General features: G+C 69.0%; 14 protein-coding genes. 11 read left to right on the top strand and 3 right to left on the bottom strand.

Annotated elements, in window-relative coordinates; all coding sequences use genetic code 11:
* The first annotated feature begins 3 nt into the window (after positions 1 to 3).
* Positions 4 to 432 carry a WapI family immunity protein gene (locus K344_RS22725; protein WP_051361798.1) on the top strand — a complete coding sequence of 143 codons (429 nt, stop codon included), beginning with the start codon at positions 4 to 6 and terminating at the stop codon, positions 430 to 432.
* A gap of 2 nt (positions 433 to 434) precedes the next feature.
* Here the strand turns inward: K344_RS22725 and K344_RS0102635 are convergent, their stop codons facing one another.
* The 3 genes from K344_RS0102635 to K344_RS0102625 are packed head-to-tail and all read right to left on the bottom strand — an operon-like array spanning position 435 to position 3595.
* Positions 435 to 1772: a sigma 54-interacting transcriptional regulator gene (locus K344_RS0102635; RefSeq protein WP_028079372.1), complete on the bottom strand. Its 1338-nt coding sequence runs from the start codon at positions 1770 to 1772 to the stop codon at positions 435 to 437.
* Positions 1738 to 2076: a hypothetical protein gene (locus K344_RS0102630; protein WP_157622720.1), complete on the bottom strand. Its 339-nt coding sequence runs from the start codon at positions 2074 to 2076 to the stop codon at positions 1738 to 1740. The genes K344_RS0102635 and K344_RS0102630 overlap by 35 nt, the downstream gene beginning before the upstream one ends.
* A gap of 31 nt (positions 2077 to 2107) precedes the next feature.
* Positions 2108 to 3595 (bottom strand): sensor histidine kinase, encoded by a 1488-nt coding sequence (locus K344_RS0102625; RefSeq protein WP_084196847.1) that lies wholly within the window; start codon positions 3593 to 3595, stop codon positions 2108 to 2110.
* A gap of 123 nt (positions 3596 to 3718) precedes the next feature.
* On the opposite strand from K344_RS0102625, the gene K344_RS23790 reads away from it, so the two are divergent.
* The 10 genes from K344_RS23790 (at position 3719) to K344_RS0102580 (ending at position 18387) form a co-directional block, all read left to right on the top strand.
* The gene (locus tag K344_RS23790) at positions 3719 to 4087 is read left to right on the top strand and encodes a hypothetical protein (protein ID WP_157622719.1); all 369 of its coding nucleotides are present in this window, start codon (positions 3719 to 3721) and stop codon (positions 4085 to 4087) included.
* A gap of 156 nt (positions 4088 to 4243) precedes the next feature.
* Entirely contained in the window at positions 4244 to 5752 is a 1509-nt protein-coding gene (locus K344_RS0102620; RefSeq protein WP_245586078.1) for a mannose-1-phosphate guanylyltransferase/mannose-6-phosphate isomerase, read from the top strand.
* Positions 5753 to 5765: 13 nt separating this feature from the next.
* Complete coding sequence (locus tag K344_RS0102615; RefSeq protein ID WP_084196845.1) at positions 5766 to 7232, top strand: phosphohexomutase domain-containing protein; 1467 nt, start codon at positions 5766 to 5768, stop codon at positions 7230 to 7232.
* Positions 7233 to 7278: 46 nt separating this feature from the next.
* On the top strand, positions 7279 to 8589 hold the full coding sequence (locus K344_RS0102610; RefSeq protein ID WP_028079367.1) for a nucleotide sugar dehydrogenase: 1311 nt from the start codon (positions 7279 to 7281) through the stop codon (positions 8587 to 8589).
* Between the two features lie 111 nt (positions 8590 to 8700).
* Complete coding sequence (locus K344_RS0102605; protein WP_051361810.1) at positions 8701 to 10146, top strand: glycosyltransferase family 2 protein; 1446 nt, start codon at positions 8701 to 8703, stop codon at positions 10144 to 10146.
* Positions 10147 to 10203: 57 nt separating this feature from the next.
* A complete protein-coding gene (locus K344_RS19795; RefSeq protein WP_051361797.1) occupies positions 10204 to 11439 on the top strand; it encodes a PilZ domain-containing protein in 1236 nt (411 codons plus the stop codon).
* Positions 11436 to 13667 carry a tetratricopeptide repeat protein gene (locus K344_RS0102595; RefSeq protein ID WP_028079365.1) on the top strand — a complete coding sequence of 744 codons (2232 nt, stop codon included), beginning with the start codon at positions 11436 to 11438 and terminating at the stop codon, positions 13665 to 13667. The genes K344_RS19795 and K344_RS0102595 overlap by 4 nt, the downstream gene beginning before the upstream one ends.
* On the top strand, positions 13664 to 15151 hold the full coding sequence (locus tag K344_RS19790; protein ID WP_051361796.1) for an alginate export family protein: 1488 nt from the start codon (positions 13664 to 13666) through the stop codon (positions 15149 to 15151). The genes K344_RS0102595 and K344_RS19790 overlap by 4 nt, the downstream gene beginning before the upstream one ends.
* Positions 15142 to 16920, top strand: a complete 1779-nt coding sequence (algG, locus tag K344_RS19785; RefSeq protein WP_051361795.1) for a mannuronan 5-epimerase AlgG — start codon at positions 15142 to 15144, stop codon at positions 16918 to 16920. The genes K344_RS19790 and algG overlap by 10 nt, the downstream gene beginning before the upstream one ends.
* 18 nt (positions 16921 to 16938) lie before the next feature.
* Positions 16939 to 18387: an MBOAT family O-acyltransferase gene (locus K344_RS0102580; protein WP_028079364.1), complete on the top strand. Its 1449-nt coding sequence runs from the start codon at positions 16939 to 16941 to the stop codon at positions 18385 to 18387.
* Positions 18388 to 18407 lie beyond the last annotated feature (20 nt).

Here is an 18407-nt window from a genome sequence, read left to right as displayed (position 1 = left end):
CGCATGAAGTCGATAGCCATCGGCAGCGAGCGCGACCGCGTCGAGATCGTCGTGCGCGGTTACCAGCCGCCGCTGACCGGCGACCAGCCCGGCGACCATTGGCTGGCCGCGGAAGTCATCCTCGATGCGGGCGCATTCGGCGGCCGGTTCGCGGCGGCCTTCCTGGCGGCGGATTTCGCGGCGTTCCGCGATGAGCTGCAGCCGCTGCTCGACACTCTGCAGGGCAGAGCCGAGTTCCACACGCTGGAAGAACAGCTGACGCTGATGCTCGAAGGTGATGGCCTCGGCGAAATTTCCGTGACCGGCGTCGCGCTGGACCAGCCGGGAATCGGCAATCGCCTGGAATTCGGTCTGTTCCTCGATCAGGCCCAGCTGCGCGAAACGTTCGCCAGCCTGGAAGCGCTGCTGAGCGCCTACCCGGTGCGCGTCTAGCCTTATTCGTCGTCGTTCTGCTTGAACTGCGCCGGATCGAGCTTGTAGCGGTTCAGCAGCTTGTAGAAATCGGTGCGGTTGCGGCGGGCGAGACGCGCGGCGCGGCTGATGTTGCCGCCGGACAGTTCCAGCAGCTGGCGCAGATAGTTCCGGGCGAACTCGTCGCGCGCCTCGTCGAAGGGCGCGAGGCCGCCGTTGGTCTCGCCCAGGCACTTGCGCACCAGCGCGGCGCCGATGACGCGGCTCGGCGCGAGCCCGACGCACTGCTCGACGACATTGAACAGCTGGCGCACATTGCCCGGCCACGCGGCGGCGGCCAGCAACTCGAGCGCATCCGGCGCGAACACGCGGCGCGTCGCGCCGTCCTTGCGCAACTGCTCGAGGCGATGCGCGACCAGCAGGGCGATATCCTCGCGCCGTTCCTCCAGCGTCGGCAGGCGCAGGCGCACGACGTTGAGGCGATAGAACAAGTCCTCGCGGAAGCGGCCGTCCTGCACGCGCGCTTCGAGGTCGCAATGCGTGGCCGACAGCACGCGCACGTTGACCGGAATCGTGCGCGTCTCGCCGACCGGACGCACCTCGCGCTCCTGCAGCACGCGCAGCAGCTTGGCCTGCAGGCCGCTCGGCATGTCGCCGATCTCGTCGAGGAACACCGTGCCGCCGTGCGCGGCGCGGAACAGGCCCGGATGATCGGCGTGCGCGCCGGTGAAGGCGCCCTTGCGATGGCCGAACAGCTCCGACTCCAGCAATTCCGCCGGCACCGCCGTGCAGTTGATCGCCACGAACGGCGCCTTCGCGCGATTGCTCGCGGCGTGAATCGCGCGCGCCAGCACTTCCTTGCCGGTACCGCTGGCGCCGGTGATCAGCACCGCGGACTCGGTGCGCGCGATGCGCTGCGTGTCGTCGAGCACGGCCTGCATCAGCGGGCTGCGCGTGACGACGTTCGCGGCCCAGGCTTCGACCGGCGCATTGGCGGCGACGTGGCGCTCGATGCAGGCCAGCAGGCGGTCACGATCGACCGGCTTGGTGATGAAGTCCACCGCGCCGGCGTGCGTGGCCCGTACCGCATCCGGGATGTCGCCGTGCGCCGAGAGGATCGCCACCGGCAGGCTCGGATGGCGGCCCTGGATGCGGGTCAGCAGTTCGACGCCGTCGAGACCCGGCATGCGCAGGTCGGCGAGCACCATCTGCGGCTTGGTCTCCTCGAGGCGTTGCAGCGCCTCGTTGCCGTCGGCGGCGGCGATCACGCCGTAGCCCTCGGCTTCGAGCCGCAGGGTCAGCACGCGCAGCAGCTTGGCGTCGTCGTCAACGAGCAGGATGTGATGCCGTGGCATGCCCATTTCCGTCGAGACTCCGCTCGATGTCGACAATCTTGTCCAGGCGCTGCTGCAGGTCCTGCACGCTGGCGCGGCATTCATTGGCGCTGTTCAGTTCGGCAATGCGCAGCCGCGCCAGCGCGCTGTCGTCGCCGTCGCCGCGCCGCGCGATGCCGAGCAGGCGGCGCCGCGCGCGCGCCGGATCGTAGCCGGCGTGGCCGGGCAGACTCTGCAGCAGCGCGCTCTTCAGGTCGGCATCGCTGCCGTGCCCGTCGCGCAGCGACCTCCACATCTGCTCTCTTTGTGCCGCGGTCGCCGTGCTTGCCATGACGTAGAACTCCAAGGGGCTCTGCGCCGGCTCAAGCGGCGGCAACTGCAGGTTCTGCAGCGCGCAACTGTTCAGCCACATCGACGTACTGAGGACGAGGGCAGGGCCACGCCATGCGAAAGCGCGCGCCGGGACCGGCGTCCTCGACGCGGACCACGCCGCCGTGCGCGAGCGCCACTTCGCGCACCAGCGACAGGCCGACGCCAGTGCCGCGGATGCCCTGTTCCTCGACCTCGGTGCCGCGCACGAAGGGCTCGAATATGCGTTCCTTGTCTTCATCCCGTACTCCGCGGCCGTAGTCGCGCACCGCCAACTCGCATTGGTGATCGGGCGTGGTCACGTGGATTTCGATCACGGACCGCGCCGGCGCGTGCTTGATCGCGTTGGTCAGCAGATTGTCGAGGGCCAGGCGCAGCTGCGCGCGCTGGCCGAACAGGCCCATGTGGGCGACGTGCAGCTCGACGTGCAGCCCGCGCGTGGCGATCGGCAGCTTGTGCACCGCCAGCAGTTCGTCGATGAGCGGGCGCGGATCGAACCAGCGGCGTTCGCTGTGCTTGCGTTCGGCGCGCCACTCGGCATAGGCGAGCAGGTTCGAGATCAGCGATTCCAGCTCGACCGTCGATTCGGCGAGGATGCCGGCGACCTCGCGCTGCCGTTCGCTGAGTTCGCCGAGCGAGCCTTCGCGCAGCAGGTCCGCGCCTTCGCGCAGGCTGGCGAGCGGCGTCTTCAACTCGTGCGAGACCTGGCGCAGGAACTGGTCCTTGTCGGCCTCCAGCTGCGCGAGGCGGCGACGCAGCCAGTCGAGCTGCTCGCCGAGGCGCTGCATCTCGCGCGGGAATTCGATCTTCACCGGATGCGAGTAGCGGCCGTGGCCGAGCGCGGCGATGGTCCGGTACAGGTCGCGCAGCGGGCGCGTCACGGTCACCGAGCAGGCATAGGCGAGCAGGGCGGCGAGCGGAATCAGCGTCAGCGCCGACACCAGCATTTCGCGGCGCGCGTGCACGGTTGCGCGGCGCAGGCCTTCGAGCCGCTCGTCGATGCGCGCGCGCGAGGCGCTGATGATGGTTTCGATCTTCGGATACAGCTGCTGCAGGCGCGCGACGGCTTCCTCCATCGACTCGTTCTCGGCGGTGCCGACCTGCCAGGCGAGGCGCGCATCGGCGAGCCCGTGGCGCAGATCCGATGCCTGCCGGGCGGTCGCCGCGTCGAGACGGCGGTGCTCGATCGCGCGAATGGTCTGGTGCGCGCCGTCCCAGCGGCGATCGGACATGGTCAGCAGCGCCGGGTCCTGCAGCGCGAGATACTGGCGAATGGCGCGTTCGAGGTTCTCCACCTGATCGCGCAGATCGCCGCTCAGCTGCGCGACCACGACACCTTCGTCGACCAAGGCTTCGGTCTGCTGCGTGACTCGTTCCAGCGCCAGCTCGGCGAGCAGCAGGGCGACCAGCAGCGGCGCCGCGGCCAGCACGCAGCCGGCCGCGACCAGTCCCGTCATGGTCCTGGGAATGCGAAAACTCATCGGCTGGTCGGTCGGCAAAAAACAGTGTCGTCCATGTCACGTCGAGCCGCCTGGCACGCAAATGCTGATTTGCGCCGATTGGGCCTGAACTGAATATGAACGCAGCGGAAGCCGGCAAGTTACATGCAGATCGCCAAATTGCCGCGACGCACAAAGTGTCGCCGGCCGGCGACGGTGGGTGTCGCGCGAGGCACCGCGGGGCAACGCGCGGCCATCCTGGGCGCGCGGTTGCACGAGCGTGAAACCGTTGCCAGACAAGGCAGCGCACACGAAACGACCGCGCCAACGCGCCGGCGCCGTATCGAGCCGCGCGGATCGCCGCCGCGGGCCGGCACGACGGCGGCGCGGCGCGGCCCTGTCGTCGGATCGCGACAGGGCGGAAACGATGCGCGGACCAGCGTTTGCGTGATGGCGGCACCGGCCGCTGTCGCCGCGCGGCGACAGTTTTCGTCGCGCGAGGTCGCCGTGCGCGCGGCGCGGCGCGCGGCCTGAAGCGCAAGCGCCTGTCGTCATGGATTTTTCTCGTCGATGGCACAGCGCTTGCCCCCCTGTCGGCGAGGGCCGCGATATCACCAGGCCGCTCGAGGTCCCCGGGCACGACCGTGCCGAACGCAGCGCTCGATGCGAGCAAGGAAGCAGGTGACGACGATGAAGACTCCGCCGCGACTTTTCCCGATGACCCAGGCGCGCATGGTCGTGCCGGTGCTGCTTGCCGGCGGCAGCGGTACACGCCTGTGGCCCTTGTCGCGGGAGCAGTATCCGAAGCAGTTCCTTTCCTTGCTCGGCGAGGCCAGCCTGTTCCAGGACAGCGTGCTGCGCACGGCGAGGATGGACGAGACCACCGGACCGGTGGTCATCGGTTCGGCGGCGCACCGCTTCGTGATCGCCGAGCAACTGCGCCAGGCGAAGATCCGCGATGCGGCGCTGCTGCTCGAACCGCAGGGCCGCAACACGGCACCGGCCGCGGCCGTCGCCGCGCATTTCGTCGCCGAGGAATTCGGTCCCGATGCGATCGTCTTCATCATGGCCGCGGATCATGCGATCGGAAATCCGGCGGCCTTCGCGCGCGCCGTGAAATCGGCGGTCGAAGCCGCCGAACAGGGCTACATCGTCACCTTCGGCATCAAGCCGACGCGCCCCGAAACCGGCTACGGCTACCTGAAGGTCAAGCCGGATGCGCGCCTCGGCACGACCAACGCGCACGAAGTCGAGTGCTTCGTCGAGAAGCCCTCGCTCGACCGCGCGCAGCAGTTCATCGAGCAGGGCGATCACTACTGGAACGGCGGCATGTTCCTGTTCCGTTCCGGCCGCTTCCTTGCCGAGCTGCGCCGCCTGGAGCCGGAAACCTACATGAAATCGCACGAGGCGCTGCAGAAGGCCCGGCGCGACGGCAACACCATCGCGCTCGACCCCGCCTCGTGGAAGGAATGCCGCAACGAATCGGTCGACTACGCGGTGATGGAGAAGACCGATCAGCTGGCGCTGGTGCCGCTCGATGCCGACTGGGACGACGTCGGCTCGTGGAATTTCCTCGAGCGCATTCCGCCGACCGACGGCGACGAGAACCGCACGCGCGGCGACGTCGTGCTCGAGGATGCGCACAACAACCTCGTGCATTCGAGCGGCCGTCTCGTCGCCCTGGTCGGCGTCGATGATCACGTGGTCGTCGAGACCGAAGACGCGGTGCTGGTCGCGCGCAAGGATCGCGTGCAGGACGTCAAGAAGATCGCGCAGAAGCTGAAGAAGCAGAAGCGCGTCGAGGCCGAATCGCACAAGCGCTGCTACCGGCCCTGGGGCTTCTACGAGACGGTGGCGCTCGGCGAGCGCTTCCAGGTCAAGCGCATCTCGGTCAAGCCCGGCGAGAAGCTCAGCCTGCAGATGCACTTCCATCGCGCCGAGCACTGGGTCGTGGTGAAAGGCACGGCGCGCGTCACCTGCGGCGACAAGACCTTCATCGTCTCCGAGGATCACTCGACCTACATTCCGCTCGGCAACACGCATCGCCTGGAGAACCCGGGCAAGGTGCCGCTGGAGCTGATCGAGGTACAGACCGGCTGCTACGTCGGCGAAGACGACATCGTGCGCTTCAGCGACACCTACGGTCGCGTCGAAGAAGCGAAGAACGACGCCAGGGCCAGCGTGAAGAACACCGCCTAGAAACGGAAAACCCATGAACGCTCCACTCGATGCCGGCGCCGCGGCGCCGGTCCAGGGACGCATTGCGCCGAGATCGTCCGACAAGGGCGGTGCCGGAGGCGCGGACCGCGCGAAGGGCGCGCCGCAGCGGTTGTCGAGCTTCAAGGCCTACGACATCCGCGGCCGGGTGCCGGACGAACTCAACGAGACCATCGTCTACCGGCTCGGCCTCGCCTACGCGAAGCGCCTCGGCGCGCGACGCGTCGCGGTCGGCTGCGACGTGCGGCAATCGAGTCCGATGCTGGTCGAGGCACTCGCCAAGGGCCTCGAAGACGGCGGCGCCGAAGTGTTCGACATCGGCCTGTGCGGCACCGAGGAGATTTACTTCGCGGCATTCCAGCCCGGCATCGACGGCGGCATCATGGTCACCGCCTCGCACAATCCGATCGAGTACAACGGCCTCAAGCTCGTGCGCGGCGGCGCGCTGCCGATCTCCGGCGACTCCGGTCTGCGCGAGCTGGAAGCGGATGTGCTGGCGTCGAATGCCGTACCGAAGGCCGGCGCGGCGCGCACGCAGCTGATTTCGTTCCGCGAGCGCTACGTCGATCATCTGCTCGGCTACCTGCGGCCCGGCGCGCTCAAGCCGCTGAAGGTCGCCGTCAATCCGGGCAACGGCGGCGCGGGCCTGGTGGTCGACGCCCTCGCGCCGCATCTGCCGTTCACGATCGAGCGCATTCACGCGCGTCCGGACGGCAGCTTTCCGAACGGCATTCCGAACCCGCTGCTGCCGGAGAACCGCGCGGCGACGTCCGACTTCGTGCGCGCGACCGGCGCCGACTTCGGCGTCGCCTGGGACGGCGACTTCGATCGCTGCTTCCTGTTCGACGAGCGCGGCGCGTTCATCGAGGGCTATTACATCGTCGGCCTGCTCGCCGAGGCGATGCTGAAGCAGGCGCCGGGCGCGAAGATCATTCATGACCCGCGCCTGAGCTGGAACACCGTCGACATGGTCGAAGCCGCGGGCGGCATCGCCGTGCAGAGCAAGACCGGCCATGCCTTCATCAAGGAACGCATGCGTGTCGAGAACGCCGTGTACGGCGGCGAGATGAGCGCGCATCACTATTTCCGCGACTTCGCCTATTGCGACAACGGCACGATTCCCTGGCTGCTCGTCGCGCAACTGATCAGCGAGACCGGCGAGCCGCTGTCGGCGCTGGTCGGCGAACGCATGAAGAAATTTCCGGCGAGCGGCGAGATCAACCGCAAGGTCGACGACATCCGCAGCACGCTGGCGCGCCTCGAGGCGCACTACGCGCCGAACGCGCTGCACGTCGAGCACGTCGACGGGCTGTCGATCGCCTTCGCCGACTGGCGTTTCAACCTGCGCGGCTCCAACACCGAACCGGTGCTGCGGCTCAACGTCGAGTCGCGCGGCGACGAGCAACTGATGCGCGAGCGCACGCGCGACCTGCTGGCGATGATCGGCGGCACGCCGGTCTGAGCCTCACCTTCCTGGCACACACACCTTCCGACTCACGGGGCTTGCAATGAACATCAGCATCTTTGGCATGGGTTACGTCGGCGCCGTCTGCGCCGCCTGCTTCGCCGAGCGCGGGCACACGGTCATCGGCGTCGACGTCGCCGCCGACAAGGTCGATCTGATCAACGCCGGCAGGTCGCCGATCGTCGAGCCGGGCCTGGAGGAACTGCTCGCCGCCGGCGTCAAGGCCGGCCGCCTGCGCGCGACGCGCGACACGCGTGACGCGATCGAGAACAGCGAGCTGACGATGATCTGCGTCGGCACGCCGAGCAAGAAGAGCGGCGATCTCGATCTTTCCTACGTCGAGGCGGTGACGCGGCAGATCGGCGAAGTGATCAAGACCAAGAAGGACCGGCACACCATCGTCGTGCGCAGCACCGTGCTGCCGGGCACCGTCAACGGCCTGGTGGTGCCGACCCTGGAGGAGGCTTCCGGCAAGCTGGCCGGCGTCGACTTCGGCATCGCCGTCAATCCGGAATTCCTGCGCGAGAGCACGGCGATCTACGACTACAACCATCCGCCGATGACGGTGGTCGGCGAATGGGACAAGGCCTCGGGCGATCAGCTGGCGTCGCTCTACGAACACCTGCCGGCGCCGATCATCCGCAAGGCGATCGAAGTGGCGGAGATGGTGAAGTACTCGTGCAACGTCTGGCATGCCACCAAGATTTCCTTCGCCAACGAGATCGGCAACATCGCCAAGGCGCTCGGCGTCGACGGCCGCCAGGTCATGGAAGTGGTCTGCCAGGACACCAAGCTGAACCTGTCCGACTACTACCTGCGGCCGGGCTACGCCTTCGGCGGCTCCTGCCTGCCGAAGGACGTGCGCGCGCTGACCTATCGCGCCACGCAGATGGACGTCGAAATCCCGCTGCTGAAGTCTTTGATGGCGACCAACAGCGTTCAGGTCAAGAAGGCATTCGACCTCGTCGAATCGTTCGGCAAGAAGAAGGTCGGCCTGCTCGGCCTGTCGTTCAAGGCCAAGACCGACGATCTGCGCGAGAGCCCGCTGGTCGAGCTTGCCGAGATGCTGCTCGGCAAGGGCTACGAGCTGTCGATCTTCGACAAGAACGTCGAGTACGCGCGCGTGCACGGCGCCAACCGCGAGTACATCAACGGCAAGATCCCGCACATCTCCTCGCTGCTGAAGTCGGACGTGCAGGAAGTCGTCGACGAATCCGAGGTGCTGGTGCTCGGCCTGCGCGACAAGAGCTTCGAGAAGTACGTCAACGGCTCGCGCCAGGAGCGCAAGGTCGTCGACCTGGTCGGCTTCATGCCGCATCCGTCGACCGACGACATGCAGGGCATCTGCTGGTAAGGACCGCCGCCGATGACGAGCGCCTTCGTCCCCGCGGCGATTCCGGTCGACCACGCCGCGCCACGGCCGCCCGAGGCCCGGCCGCTGTGGCTCGACGCCGCCGGCTGGCTGATGTACGCCACGGCAGTGGTGTGGACCGCGCTGCTGCTGCCGGCCGACGCCTTCCATCCGGATTCGGCCAACTACGTGCTGGCGATCGGCGCGCTCGGCATCTGGCGCTACTCGCTGCGCGTCGTGCATTTCGTGCGCGCGATGCTGTTCGTGCACCGCGAGTATCCGCGGCTGCGTCGCCAGGTGGAGGCGCTCGGCGCGGCGGCGGCGCCCTCGCACGTGTATCTGATGATCACCAGCTTCCGCATCGACGCGCAGACCACCGCCGAGGTCTATCGCGCGACGATCGAGGAAGGCATGCGCTGCGGCTGGCCGTGCACGGTGATCGCCTCGATCGTCGAGATGAGCGACGAGCGCCTCGTGCTCGATCTGTGGCGGCGCCTGGCGCCGCCGGCGCAGCGCATGAAGCTGAAGATCGTGCGCATCCCGGGCACCGGCAAGCGCGACGGCCTCGCGCAGGGCTTCCGCGCGATCTCGCGCGACATGCCCGATCCCGACGCCGTGGTCGCGGTGATCGACGGCGACACCCTGCTCGAACCGGGCGTGGTGACGAAGACCGCGCCCTTCTTCAAGGTGCTGCCGGGCGTCGGCGGCCTGACCACCAACGAGTTCTGCAAGGTCGACGGCGGCTACGTGATGAGCGAGTGGCACAAGCTGCGTTTCGCGCAGCGCCACCTCAACATGTGCTCGATGGCGCTGACGCGCCGCGTGCTGACCCTGACCGGCCGCATGTCGCTGTTCCGCGTCGGCATCGTCTGCGATCCGAGCTTCATCGAGGACGTGCAGCACGATCATCTCGATCACTGGCGTCTCGGCCGCTTCAGGTTTCTCACCGGCGACGACAAGTCGAGCTGGTACAGCCTGATGCGTCTCGGCTGGGATACCTGGTACGTGCCGGACGCGGCGATCAGCACGGTCGAGCATCCGCCGCACCGCAATTTCGTCAAGGCCAGCCGCCAGCTGATGTTCCGCTGGTACGGCAACTCGCTGCGCCAGAACGGCCGCGCGCTGGCGCTCGGGCCCTCGCGACTCGGCTGGTTCACGTACTACGTGCTGCTCGACCAGCGCATCCTGATGTGGACCGGCCTGCTCGGCCTGTCGCTGGCAGTGGCCGCCAGCATCAAGTTCGGCGTGATGTTCCTGGTCAGCTTCGTGCTGTGGGTGATGCTGACGCGCCTGCTCATGACTTTCCTGCTGGTGCTGTCGGGCCATCCGATCGGGCCGGCCTTCCCGCTGCTGCTGTACTACAACCAGATCGTCGGCTCGATCGTGAAGATCCACGTCTCGTTCCGCCTCGACCAGCAGTCGTGGACGCGCCAGAAGACCAGGCTGGCCGCCAGCGCCGACCGCTTCCAGACCCGCTTCAACTGGTGGTCCTCGCATCTGCTGATGTTCGCCGCGGTCAGCGTGTTCGCCGCCGTCGTGCTGGCGATGGTCGAGCTCTGAGATCCGCCCGTGTCCGCCCGCCCCGATCTTCTCATTGCGTCACAGAGGAAACCTGCCATGGATGACGGTACCGCCCCCAATGTCGTGCATGAAGCCGAAGCGCAGCGCCAGCATCCGCGCGTGCGCATTCCCGGCACGCTGCTGCTCGCGCGCGACGGCGGCGAGGCACGCTACGCGCTCGGCGACATTTCCGCCGGCGGCCTGAGTTTCGCGGCCGGCGACGGCGCGCACTTTCGCGTCGGCGAGATGCTTCGCGGTCGCCTGCAGTTCACCGTCGCGCCGGTCGCCTTCGCGCTGCCGGTGACTTTGCAGATTCGCAACGTGTCGGACGGCGGCCGCCGCGTCGGCGCGCAGTTCCAGGATCTGGGGCCGCGCGAGATCGCCCTGCTGCGGCAGCTGATCGGCGGCACGCTGGCCGGCGAGCTGATCGCCACCGGCGACATCATCACCGCCTTGTCGCGCGACAGCTTCACCAAGCCGCGCCCCGCCAGGGAAGCGACCGGCGGGCTCACCGGCAAGGCGCGCGCCCGGGCGCTGACGATGACGGTGGTGATGTTCACGGTCGGCGTGGTGGCGTTTTTCTACGCGGTCTCCAAGGTCTACGCCATGGCCTTCGTCACGCGCGCGTCGGCGGCGAAGATCGCGGCGCCGACCTTCAACATCGCGATGCCGCGCGACGGCACCTTCTTCAGCCTCGTGGCGCCGGACGGCGTCGTCAAGAAGGGCCAGCCGCTCGGTTCGTTCCAGGCGGCGATGCTCGACGTCGTGCAAACCGACGTCGGCTCGCTGCATCTCTCGCCGGAACAGCTCTCCGAGCTGATGGGCGAGCAGCTCAAGGGCACCCTGACCAGCCCCTGCGATTGCAAGGTGCAGCAGCAGTTCGCGGTCGACGGCCAGTACGTCAATCGCAGCATGCCGCTGTTCGAGCTGACGCCGGCCGACGCCAGGCCCTACGTGCTGGCGCGCTTCCGCTTCGAGAGCATCGACAAGCTGCCGATCGGCAGGACCCTGGCCTTCACCATCTCCGGCGAATCCGGCGAGCGCTACGGCAAGGTGCGCGACGTGCGCCTGCTCGCCGCCAACGGCGCGGCCGAGAGCGGCGCCAGCGACATCCGCGGCCTCAACAATCCGGGCACCACGGCCGACGTCATTGTCACCATCGAGCCGGACAAGGCGCTCGATCCGAAGCTGATCGATCGCCCGGTCGATGTTTCGCTCGGCGGCGAAACCGCGCTGTCCGGCGCCATCCGCGCTGTCGTCGACCGCATGCGCGGCGAGGTGGCGCGGCAATGAGGCGCGCGCCGCGCCCGCTGCGCCTGCCGGCGCGTGGCCTGGTGCCGCTCGCCATCGCGGCGCTGATGTTCGGCGTGCGCTACGACGCCGACGCCGCGGCGACGCGCCACAAGGACAGCGACGGCGCGCTGATCGAAGGCACGCAAGGGCTGCCCGATCTGGCGCGGGGCCGGCAGGCGGCGGCCGATGGCCGCCTCGACGCGGCGGAGGCCGACCTGAAGCCGCTCGCCGAGCGCGGTTACGTCGAGGCGCAGATCGCGCTCGGCAAGCTCTACGCGCGCATCGGCACGCCGGAGCGCATCGCCGCGGCGATCCGCTGGCTGCGCACCGCGCGCGACAGCAGCCCGGAACCGACCGAGGTGCCGCTCGGCCGTCTGCTGATCCGCGAGGACGACGCCGCCGCGCTGTCCGAAGGCGAGGGCCTGCTGAACCGTGCCTGGCAGCATCGCCAGGACCCGGAGGCGCTCGCCGGCCTGATCCGCCTGTACAGCGAGCATCCGCAGCGCGACACGGAGCAGCGCGTCGGCGCGCTGGTGGTGCGCGCCGAGACCGTCCGGCAGCCGGACGTGCAGGGCGCGGTGATCGGCTGGTATCGCAGCACGCCGCAGATCGACGGCCATCGCGACAAGGTCGCGCAGCTCTGCGCGCGCTGGCTCGAGGGCGTGCCGGAATGCCACGTCGATCTGGCGCGCGCCGCGCGCGCCGGCGGCGACGTCGACTATCTGAAGAAGCTGGTGAGCGCGGCGGGCGAGCGCTACGAGCAGGGCATGGTGCCGGCGGCGACGCTGGCCGCGCTGGCGCGCGCACTGGTCGACGCGCCGGACGAGAGCGCTGAGGCCGATGCCGCCGCGCCGGCCGCGCTGCCGGTGAAAATCTCCGACGTGCCGGAAGACGAAGGCGAGGCGAGCCTCGCGACGCTGCGTGTCGCCGGCGGCGGCGAGGCGCAGCAGGCCTGCGCAAGCGAGCCGGTCAGCACCGCGCACGCCGATCCGGCAGCGGCGACCGCGGATGCGCCGGCGCCGGCCGCGCAGCCCGACCTCGCCAATGCCCTGCTCGACAGGCTGCTGCACGGACGCGAGGAGGCGCCGGCGCTCGCCGCCGGCGTCGTCGCCCGCTATCCGTATCTGCTGCCCGGCGTCGACATCGAGAGCGCGCTCAAGCAGGGCCTCGAACGCGGCGTGCCGGAGGCGCGCCTGTATCTGGGCCAGCTCTACCTGGCCGGCGCACGCGCGCCACGCAATCCGCAGCTGGCGCTCGGCTACCTGCAGCAGGCGGCGGCGACGCCGGCGACGGCGCTGCAGGGCCATTACTTCCTCGGCCGCCTCTATCAGTACGGCTACCTCGACGAGAGCCAGCCGCTGCTCGCCGCCGAGCATCTGATGTGGGCGGCACGACGTGGCTACGTCGCCGCCGACGGCGCCCTGGCGCGCCTGTTCGCCAACGGCAAGGGCCTGTGCCCGGACCTGCTCAATGCCTACGTGTTCGCCAAACTCGGCGCGCGCGAAGGCAGTGCTTCGACCGCCGCGCTGCAGCAGCAGATCGCTGCGCAGCTGACGCCGACGCAGATCGCCGCGGCCGATCATCGCTTCGATGCCGAGCTGCAGGCGCGGCCGTCGGCATACGAGATCCCGAAAACCCTGCTGGCGCAGCAAGGCGAGGCGGCGGTGGCCATCGGCGGCGCCGCGCCGACGCAGGATGCAGCGGCGATGCCAGCGCGCCAGACCGACGATGCGACGACGGACGATGTCGCCGCCGCCGCGCCGCCGTCGAACGACGCGCGGGACGAGGCGCGCGCCGCGACGGGCGGCGAGGACGCCGCCGCGTCGCCCGTCGCCACCGCGAGCGCCGCGCCGCCGGCCGATGCAGCGGCACCCGAAGCGCCGCCGCTCGCCGCTGCCACGCCCGCGCTTCCGCATCTGCGCGCGCCGACGCTGAGCTTCAGCAAGACGCTCAGCTACCACGTGCCGCTCGAAGCGCCCGTCGGCGCGGCCGGCGACGCGGCGGCGAGCGGCGAGGAGGCGCAGGCCGTGCTGCCGCGCCGCGAGATCCGTCTCTCGCACAAGCCGTCCGAGGATGCCGCCACGCGCGCCCTGCTCGCCGAGCCCGAGACCATCGAATACGAAAATCCCTTGCAGACGCCGGCGCCGATGCCGGCCGGCGCGGCAACGCCCGCCACCCCAGCTCCCGCGCCGTCGGTGCGGGTCGATCCGACCGGAGGAAAATCATGAACAAGAAGTCCGGCACGAAAGCGAAGTCCGGCGGCGGCAAGGTCGCCCGGCTGCCGCGAAGTTCCTGGTCGCTGGCCGCCGTCGCCTTCGTCGGCGCGGCGCTGCCGCTGGCCGCGCATGCCACCGAGATCGACTGGCGCCTGAAGGCGACGCTGGCCGGCATCGCCGACGGCGGCCGCGATCTGGGGCTCGGCGACGCCGACGACACGCGCGAGGGCTACATCGACGCGACGCCGTGGCTGCATCTGCAGTTCAATGACGACTGGGCGGCTTTCGCGCGCGTGCGTCTGTACGCGCCGACCGGCGAGCTGCTGCAGTCCGGCCAGGACAACAACAATGTCGCGGCCAGCGATGATGCCTTCGTCGGTCTCAAGGAGCTGTGGTTCGAGTACGGCGGCCTCACCAGCTATCCGGGCGAGGCGCTGCGCATCGGCCGCCAGCGCATCCGCGACGACGACACGCAGTTCTTCGACCAGGACATCGACGCGCTGCGCTGGATCTTCGACACCACGCTGCTCGACGCCGATCTCGGCGTCGCCCGCCAGTTCGACACCTACCGCAGCGACGGCGTCGACATCCCGGCCGAGCAGAGGGACCGCACTTACGCCTTCGGCAGCATCGGCTGGGACTGGGCGGCGCGGCAGCGCCTCGGCCTGCGCGTGGTGCACGCCAGCGACGACAACGAGCTGCCGGCGCTCGGCGCGTCGCCGGCGAGCGGCGAGCGGCAGACCCGGGGCGAGCAGACCTGGATCAAGGTCGCGCTCGACAATCATCCGTATGACTGGCGGCAGGTCCAGCCGGTGTCGTACTGGCTGTCGGGCACCTACCTGGTCGGCAGCCGCGATCGCGCCGTCGAAGGGCCGGCCGATCCGGTCGATCCGGCGAATCCCGGTGCGCGCGTGGTCACGGCGCGCAGCGACGAGGACGTGCGCGCCTGGGCCGGCGACGCCGGCCTGCGCGTGCGCCTCGGCGGCCCGGTGCAGGCGGGCGTCGCCTACGCCTACAGCAGCGGCGGCGACGACGATCCCGGCAAGCAGTACGAGCAGACCGGCGTGCAGAGCAACGATTCGCGCTTCACCGGCACGCGCACGCAGCTCTACCGCTTCAACGAGGCGTTCCGGCCCGAGCTCGGCAACCTGCAGGCGGCGACCGCCTTTGTCTCCGTCAACGCCGGCGCCTGGGACGCCAGCGTGGTCTACAACAAGCTGCGCCGTCCGCAGGAGAACGCGCCGGTGCTCAGCGACGCGCTGCGCGTCGGGCCGACGGTCGCCGCTCACGATCTCGGCCAGGGCGTCGATGTGGCGCTGACGCGCTACTTCGATATCGCTCACCAGGGCGGTGGCGAGGCGCCGGCCTACACGCCCGACGACGTCGGCGACAGCTCGATCCGCCTGCGCGGATCCTGGTTCCAGCCCGGCGACGCCTATGGGCCGGACGCCAGGGACGAGTACCGCGTGCTCGCGGAGTTCACGCTGTGGTACTGAAGCGCGCGACGGCCTTGGCGCTGGCGCTGCTGCTTGCCGCGGCGAGCGGCGCCGCGGGCGCGGCGGCACGGCCCGCGAAGCCGGATCCGGCGCCGCCGCACATCGAGGGCGACGCCGCGCCGGACGAGCCGGCGATCGTCGCGCCGCGCGTGCCGGTCAATCCGCGCACCGATCACGACGAGGCGCTCGATCCCGACGAGGAAATCAGCGACGCCGAGCCGGACGATCCCGGCGAGCGCTACCAGACCGACGGCTCCGATCAGGACGACTTCGCCGGCGACGAGCGCAGGCTGGCCGAAGCCGCCAGGCGTCCGTACCAGATCGACGCCGTGTCGGGCGTCGCCTTGCGCATCGATCCGCCGCAGCTGCCGGACCTGACGCGCTACACCGCGGCCACCGCGCGCGCCAAGATCAAGCGCGGCGCGCCGGGCCGGATCGAAGTCGGCAGCATGCTCACCGAGCAGTCGTTCAAGGGCTTCATGGGCGCCGACGAACGCATGCGCGAGTGGGCGGCGCGGCAGACCTCGCTGCCGAAGGTGATCTTCATCCGCAGCGGCTACGTGACGCCACGCGACATCGCGCGCGTGGTGCCGAAGCAGTATTTCGCGCAGACCGCCAAGGGCGTGTACGTCGCGCGCCTGCCGGTCGACGTCGGGCCGGACGCGACGCTGCACATCGACGACGGCAGCGACTTCAGGCTCTCCCTCGATCGCGGCGCCTTCCTCGTCAACGAAGGCAAGCTGTTCATCACCGGCGCCAGGCTGCGCGGCTGGAACGAGCGCAGGAACGAGCCCGCGCACTTCGTCGACAAGAGCGCCTTCCGGCCGTTCATGATCTCCTGGGGCGGCTCGCAGACCTACATCGTGCAGAGCACCGTCGCGCATCTCGGCTACGCCGCCTCGAAATCCTACGGCGTGTCGATCTCGCAATTCTCGCCGGCGCTGGCGCCGATCATGAAGCGGCCGAACCCGACCGGCTGGCTGATCGATTCGCAGTTCTACGACAACTGGTACGGCTTCTACTGCTACGAGGCCGAGGACGTCGTCATCCGCGGCAACGACTACCACGACAACATCGTCTACGGCATCGACCCGCACGACCGCTCGCGGCGCCTGATCATCGCCGAGAACAAGGCGTACAACACGAAGAAGAAGCACGGCATCATCGTCTCGCGCGAGGTCGACGACAGCTGGATCATCAACAACGAGGCCTACGACAATCACCTGTCCGGCATCGTCGTCGACCGCAACAGCGTCAACAACGTGGTGGCGCACAACCGCGCCTATCGCAACGCGTCGGACGGCATCACGATCTACGAGAGTCCGCGCACGCTGATCTGGCAGAACCTGGTCAGCGGCAACAAGCGCCACGGCGTGCGCGTGCGCAACAGCACCAACATGCGCCTGTACGGCAACATCGCCGTCGGCAACGGCCTGTCCGGCATCTACGGCCACATCAAGGATCTCACCGGCACCGGCCGCAACCTGCGCCTCGATCCGTTCCACGAACGCATCTCGATGACCGTGGTCGGCGGCCAGCTGGTTTCCAATGGCTCGGCGCCGGTCGGCATCGACCAGCCGCTGAGCCTCGAACTCTACGACGTCGACATGCGCGCGCCGCAGCGCCAGCTCGGCCTCAAGTTCACCGGCATCCTCGGCAAGCACCAGGAAGAAGTGCTCGACATCCTGATGCGCCAGAAGAAGGCCGTCATCCTGCGCCCGGCCGGGCAGGTCGTCAGCAGCAACGAGTACGGCCCGAGCGGGCACTGATCAGGAGCGGACCGCCACATGGTTTTCTCGTCGAACATTTTCCTGTTCTTGTTTCTGCCGCTGTTCCTCGCGGTCTACTACCTGACGCCGGACCGCAAGCGCCTGCGCAACTATGTCGTGCTGGTCGGCAGCTACCTGTTCTATGCCTGGTGGCGCGTCGACTTCCTCGCGCTGTTCGCCGCAGTCACGGCCTGGAACTACATGGTCGGCATGGCCATCGCCCGGCACGGTGCGCGCACCGCCGCAGCGCGCCGCTGGCTGAGCGCCGGCGTGGCCATCGACCTCGCGGTGCTCGTCTACTTCAAGTACGCCAACTTCGGCGTGGCGAGCTTCAACGCCATGCTCGAAGGCATGGGTCTGGCGCCGTTCTCGTTCGCGCACGTGATCCTGCCGATCGGCATCTCGTTCTACGTGTTCGAGTCGATCAGCTACATCGCCGACGTCTACCGCGGCGACGTCGAGGCGACCCGGCACCCCGTCGACTTCGCGACCTTCATCGCCCTGTTCCCGCACCTGATCGCCGGCCCGGTGTTCCGCTACAAGGATCTCGCCGACCAGTTCGAGAAGCGCGAGCACAGCATGACGCTGTTCGGGCAGGGCGCGCTGCGCTTCATGCAGGGCTTCATCAAGAAAGTCTTCATCGCCGATTCGGTCGAGCCGCTGGTGCGCCACGCCTTCGCGCTGACCGACCCGACCACGGCCGACGCCTGGCTCGGCGCGGTCGCCTACACCGTGCAGCTGTACTTCGATTTCTCCGGCTACAGCGACATGGCGATTGGCCTCGGCCTGATGATGGGTTTCCGCTTCGTCGAGAACTTCAACCAGCCGTACATCAGCCAGAGCATCACCGAATTCTGGCGGCGCTGGCACATGAGCCTGTCGAGCTGGCTGCGCGATTACCTGTACATCTCGCTCGGCGGCAATCGCGGCGGCACCGCGAAGACCTATCGCAACCTGTTCCTCACCATGCTGCTCGGCGGGCTGTGGCACGGCGCCAACTGGACCTTCGTGATCTGGGGCGCCTGGCACGGCGCGATCCTCTGCGTCGAGCGCGCGCTCGGCGTCAAGGCCGATGCGAACGGCTTCCGCTTCCATCGCTGGGCGCCGACGCTGCTGTTCGTGGTGCTGGGCTGGGTCATGTTCCGCGCCGATCACGTCGGCGTCGCCTGGACCTTCTACAAGGCGATGTTCTCGTTCGACGGCGCCGGCCTGTCCGACGTCTACGCCAGTTCGATCACGCAGCTGCAGCTGGCGACGATGGCGCTCGCGGTGGTCGTGCTCGTGGTGCGCGGCGTCGCCGTGCACACGCCGCCGCGCCGTCCGCCGCTGCCGGCCGGCCGCTTCAGCCTCGTCGGCCACGGCGTCGCGCAGTGGACCGCGCATGCGCTGATCTGGCCGCTGTTCGCGCTCGCCGTGCTGAAGCTGTCGGCGCAGAGCTATTCGCCCTTCCTGTACTTCCAGTTCTAGACCTTGCCGAGGAAACGCCG

It is taken from the genome of Solimonas soli DSM 21787 (genome assembly GCF_000474945.1).
GTDB lineage: Bacteria > Pseudomonadota > Gammaproteobacteria > Nevskiales > Nevskiaceae > Solimonas > Solimonas soli.
This window is presented reverse-complemented; position numbering and strand designations above follow the sequence as displayed.

Coding starts and splice junctions, on each gene's coding strand:
- K344_RS22725 (WP_051361798.1), top strand. CDS start 4: ATGAAGTCGATAGCCATCGGCAGCGAGCGCGACCGCGTCGAGATCGTC.
- K344_RS0102635 (WP_028079372.1), bottom strand. CDS start 1,772: ATGGGCATGCCACGGCATCACATCCTGCTCGTTGACGACGACGCCAAG.
- K344_RS0102630 (WP_157622720.1), bottom strand. CDS start 2,076: ATGGCAAGCACGGCGACCGCGGCACAAAGAGAGCAGATGTGGAGGTCG.
- K344_RS0102625 (WP_084196847.1), bottom strand. CDS start 3,595: ATGAGTTTTCGCATTCCCAGGACCATGACGGGACTGGTCGCGGCCGGC.
- K344_RS23790 (WP_157622719.1), top strand. CDS start 3,719: ATGCAGATCGCCAAATTGCCGCGACGCACAAAGTGTCGCCGGCCGGCG.
- K344_RS0102620 (WP_245586078.1), top strand. CDS start 4,244: ATGAAGACTCCGCCGCGACTTTTCCCGATGACCCAGGCGCGCATGGTC.
- K344_RS0102615 (WP_084196845.1), top strand. CDS start 5,766: ATGAACGCTCCACTCGATGCCGGCGCCGCGGCGCCGGTCCAGGGACGC.
- K344_RS0102610 (WP_028079367.1), top strand. CDS start 7,279: ATGAACATCAGCATCTTTGGCATGGGTTACGTCGGCGCCGTCTGCGCC.
- K344_RS0102605 (WP_051361810.1), top strand. CDS start 8,701: ATGTACGCCACGGCAGTGGTGTGGACCGCGCTGCTGCTGCCGGCCGAC.
- K344_RS19795 (WP_051361797.1), top strand. CDS start 10,204: ATGGATGACGGTACCGCCCCCAATGTCGTGCATGAAGCCGAAGCGCAG.
- K344_RS0102595 (WP_028079365.1), top strand. CDS start 11,436: ATGAGGCGCGCGCCGCGCCCGCTGCGCCTGCCGGCGCGTGGCCTGGTG.
- K344_RS19790 (WP_051361796.1), top strand. CDS start 13,664: ATGAACAAGAAGTCCGGCACGAAAGCGAAGTCCGGCGGCGGCAAGGTC.
- K344_RS0102580 (WP_028079364.1), top strand. CDS start 16,939: ATGGTTTTCTCGTCGAACATTTTCCTGTTCTTGTTTCTGCCGCTGTTC.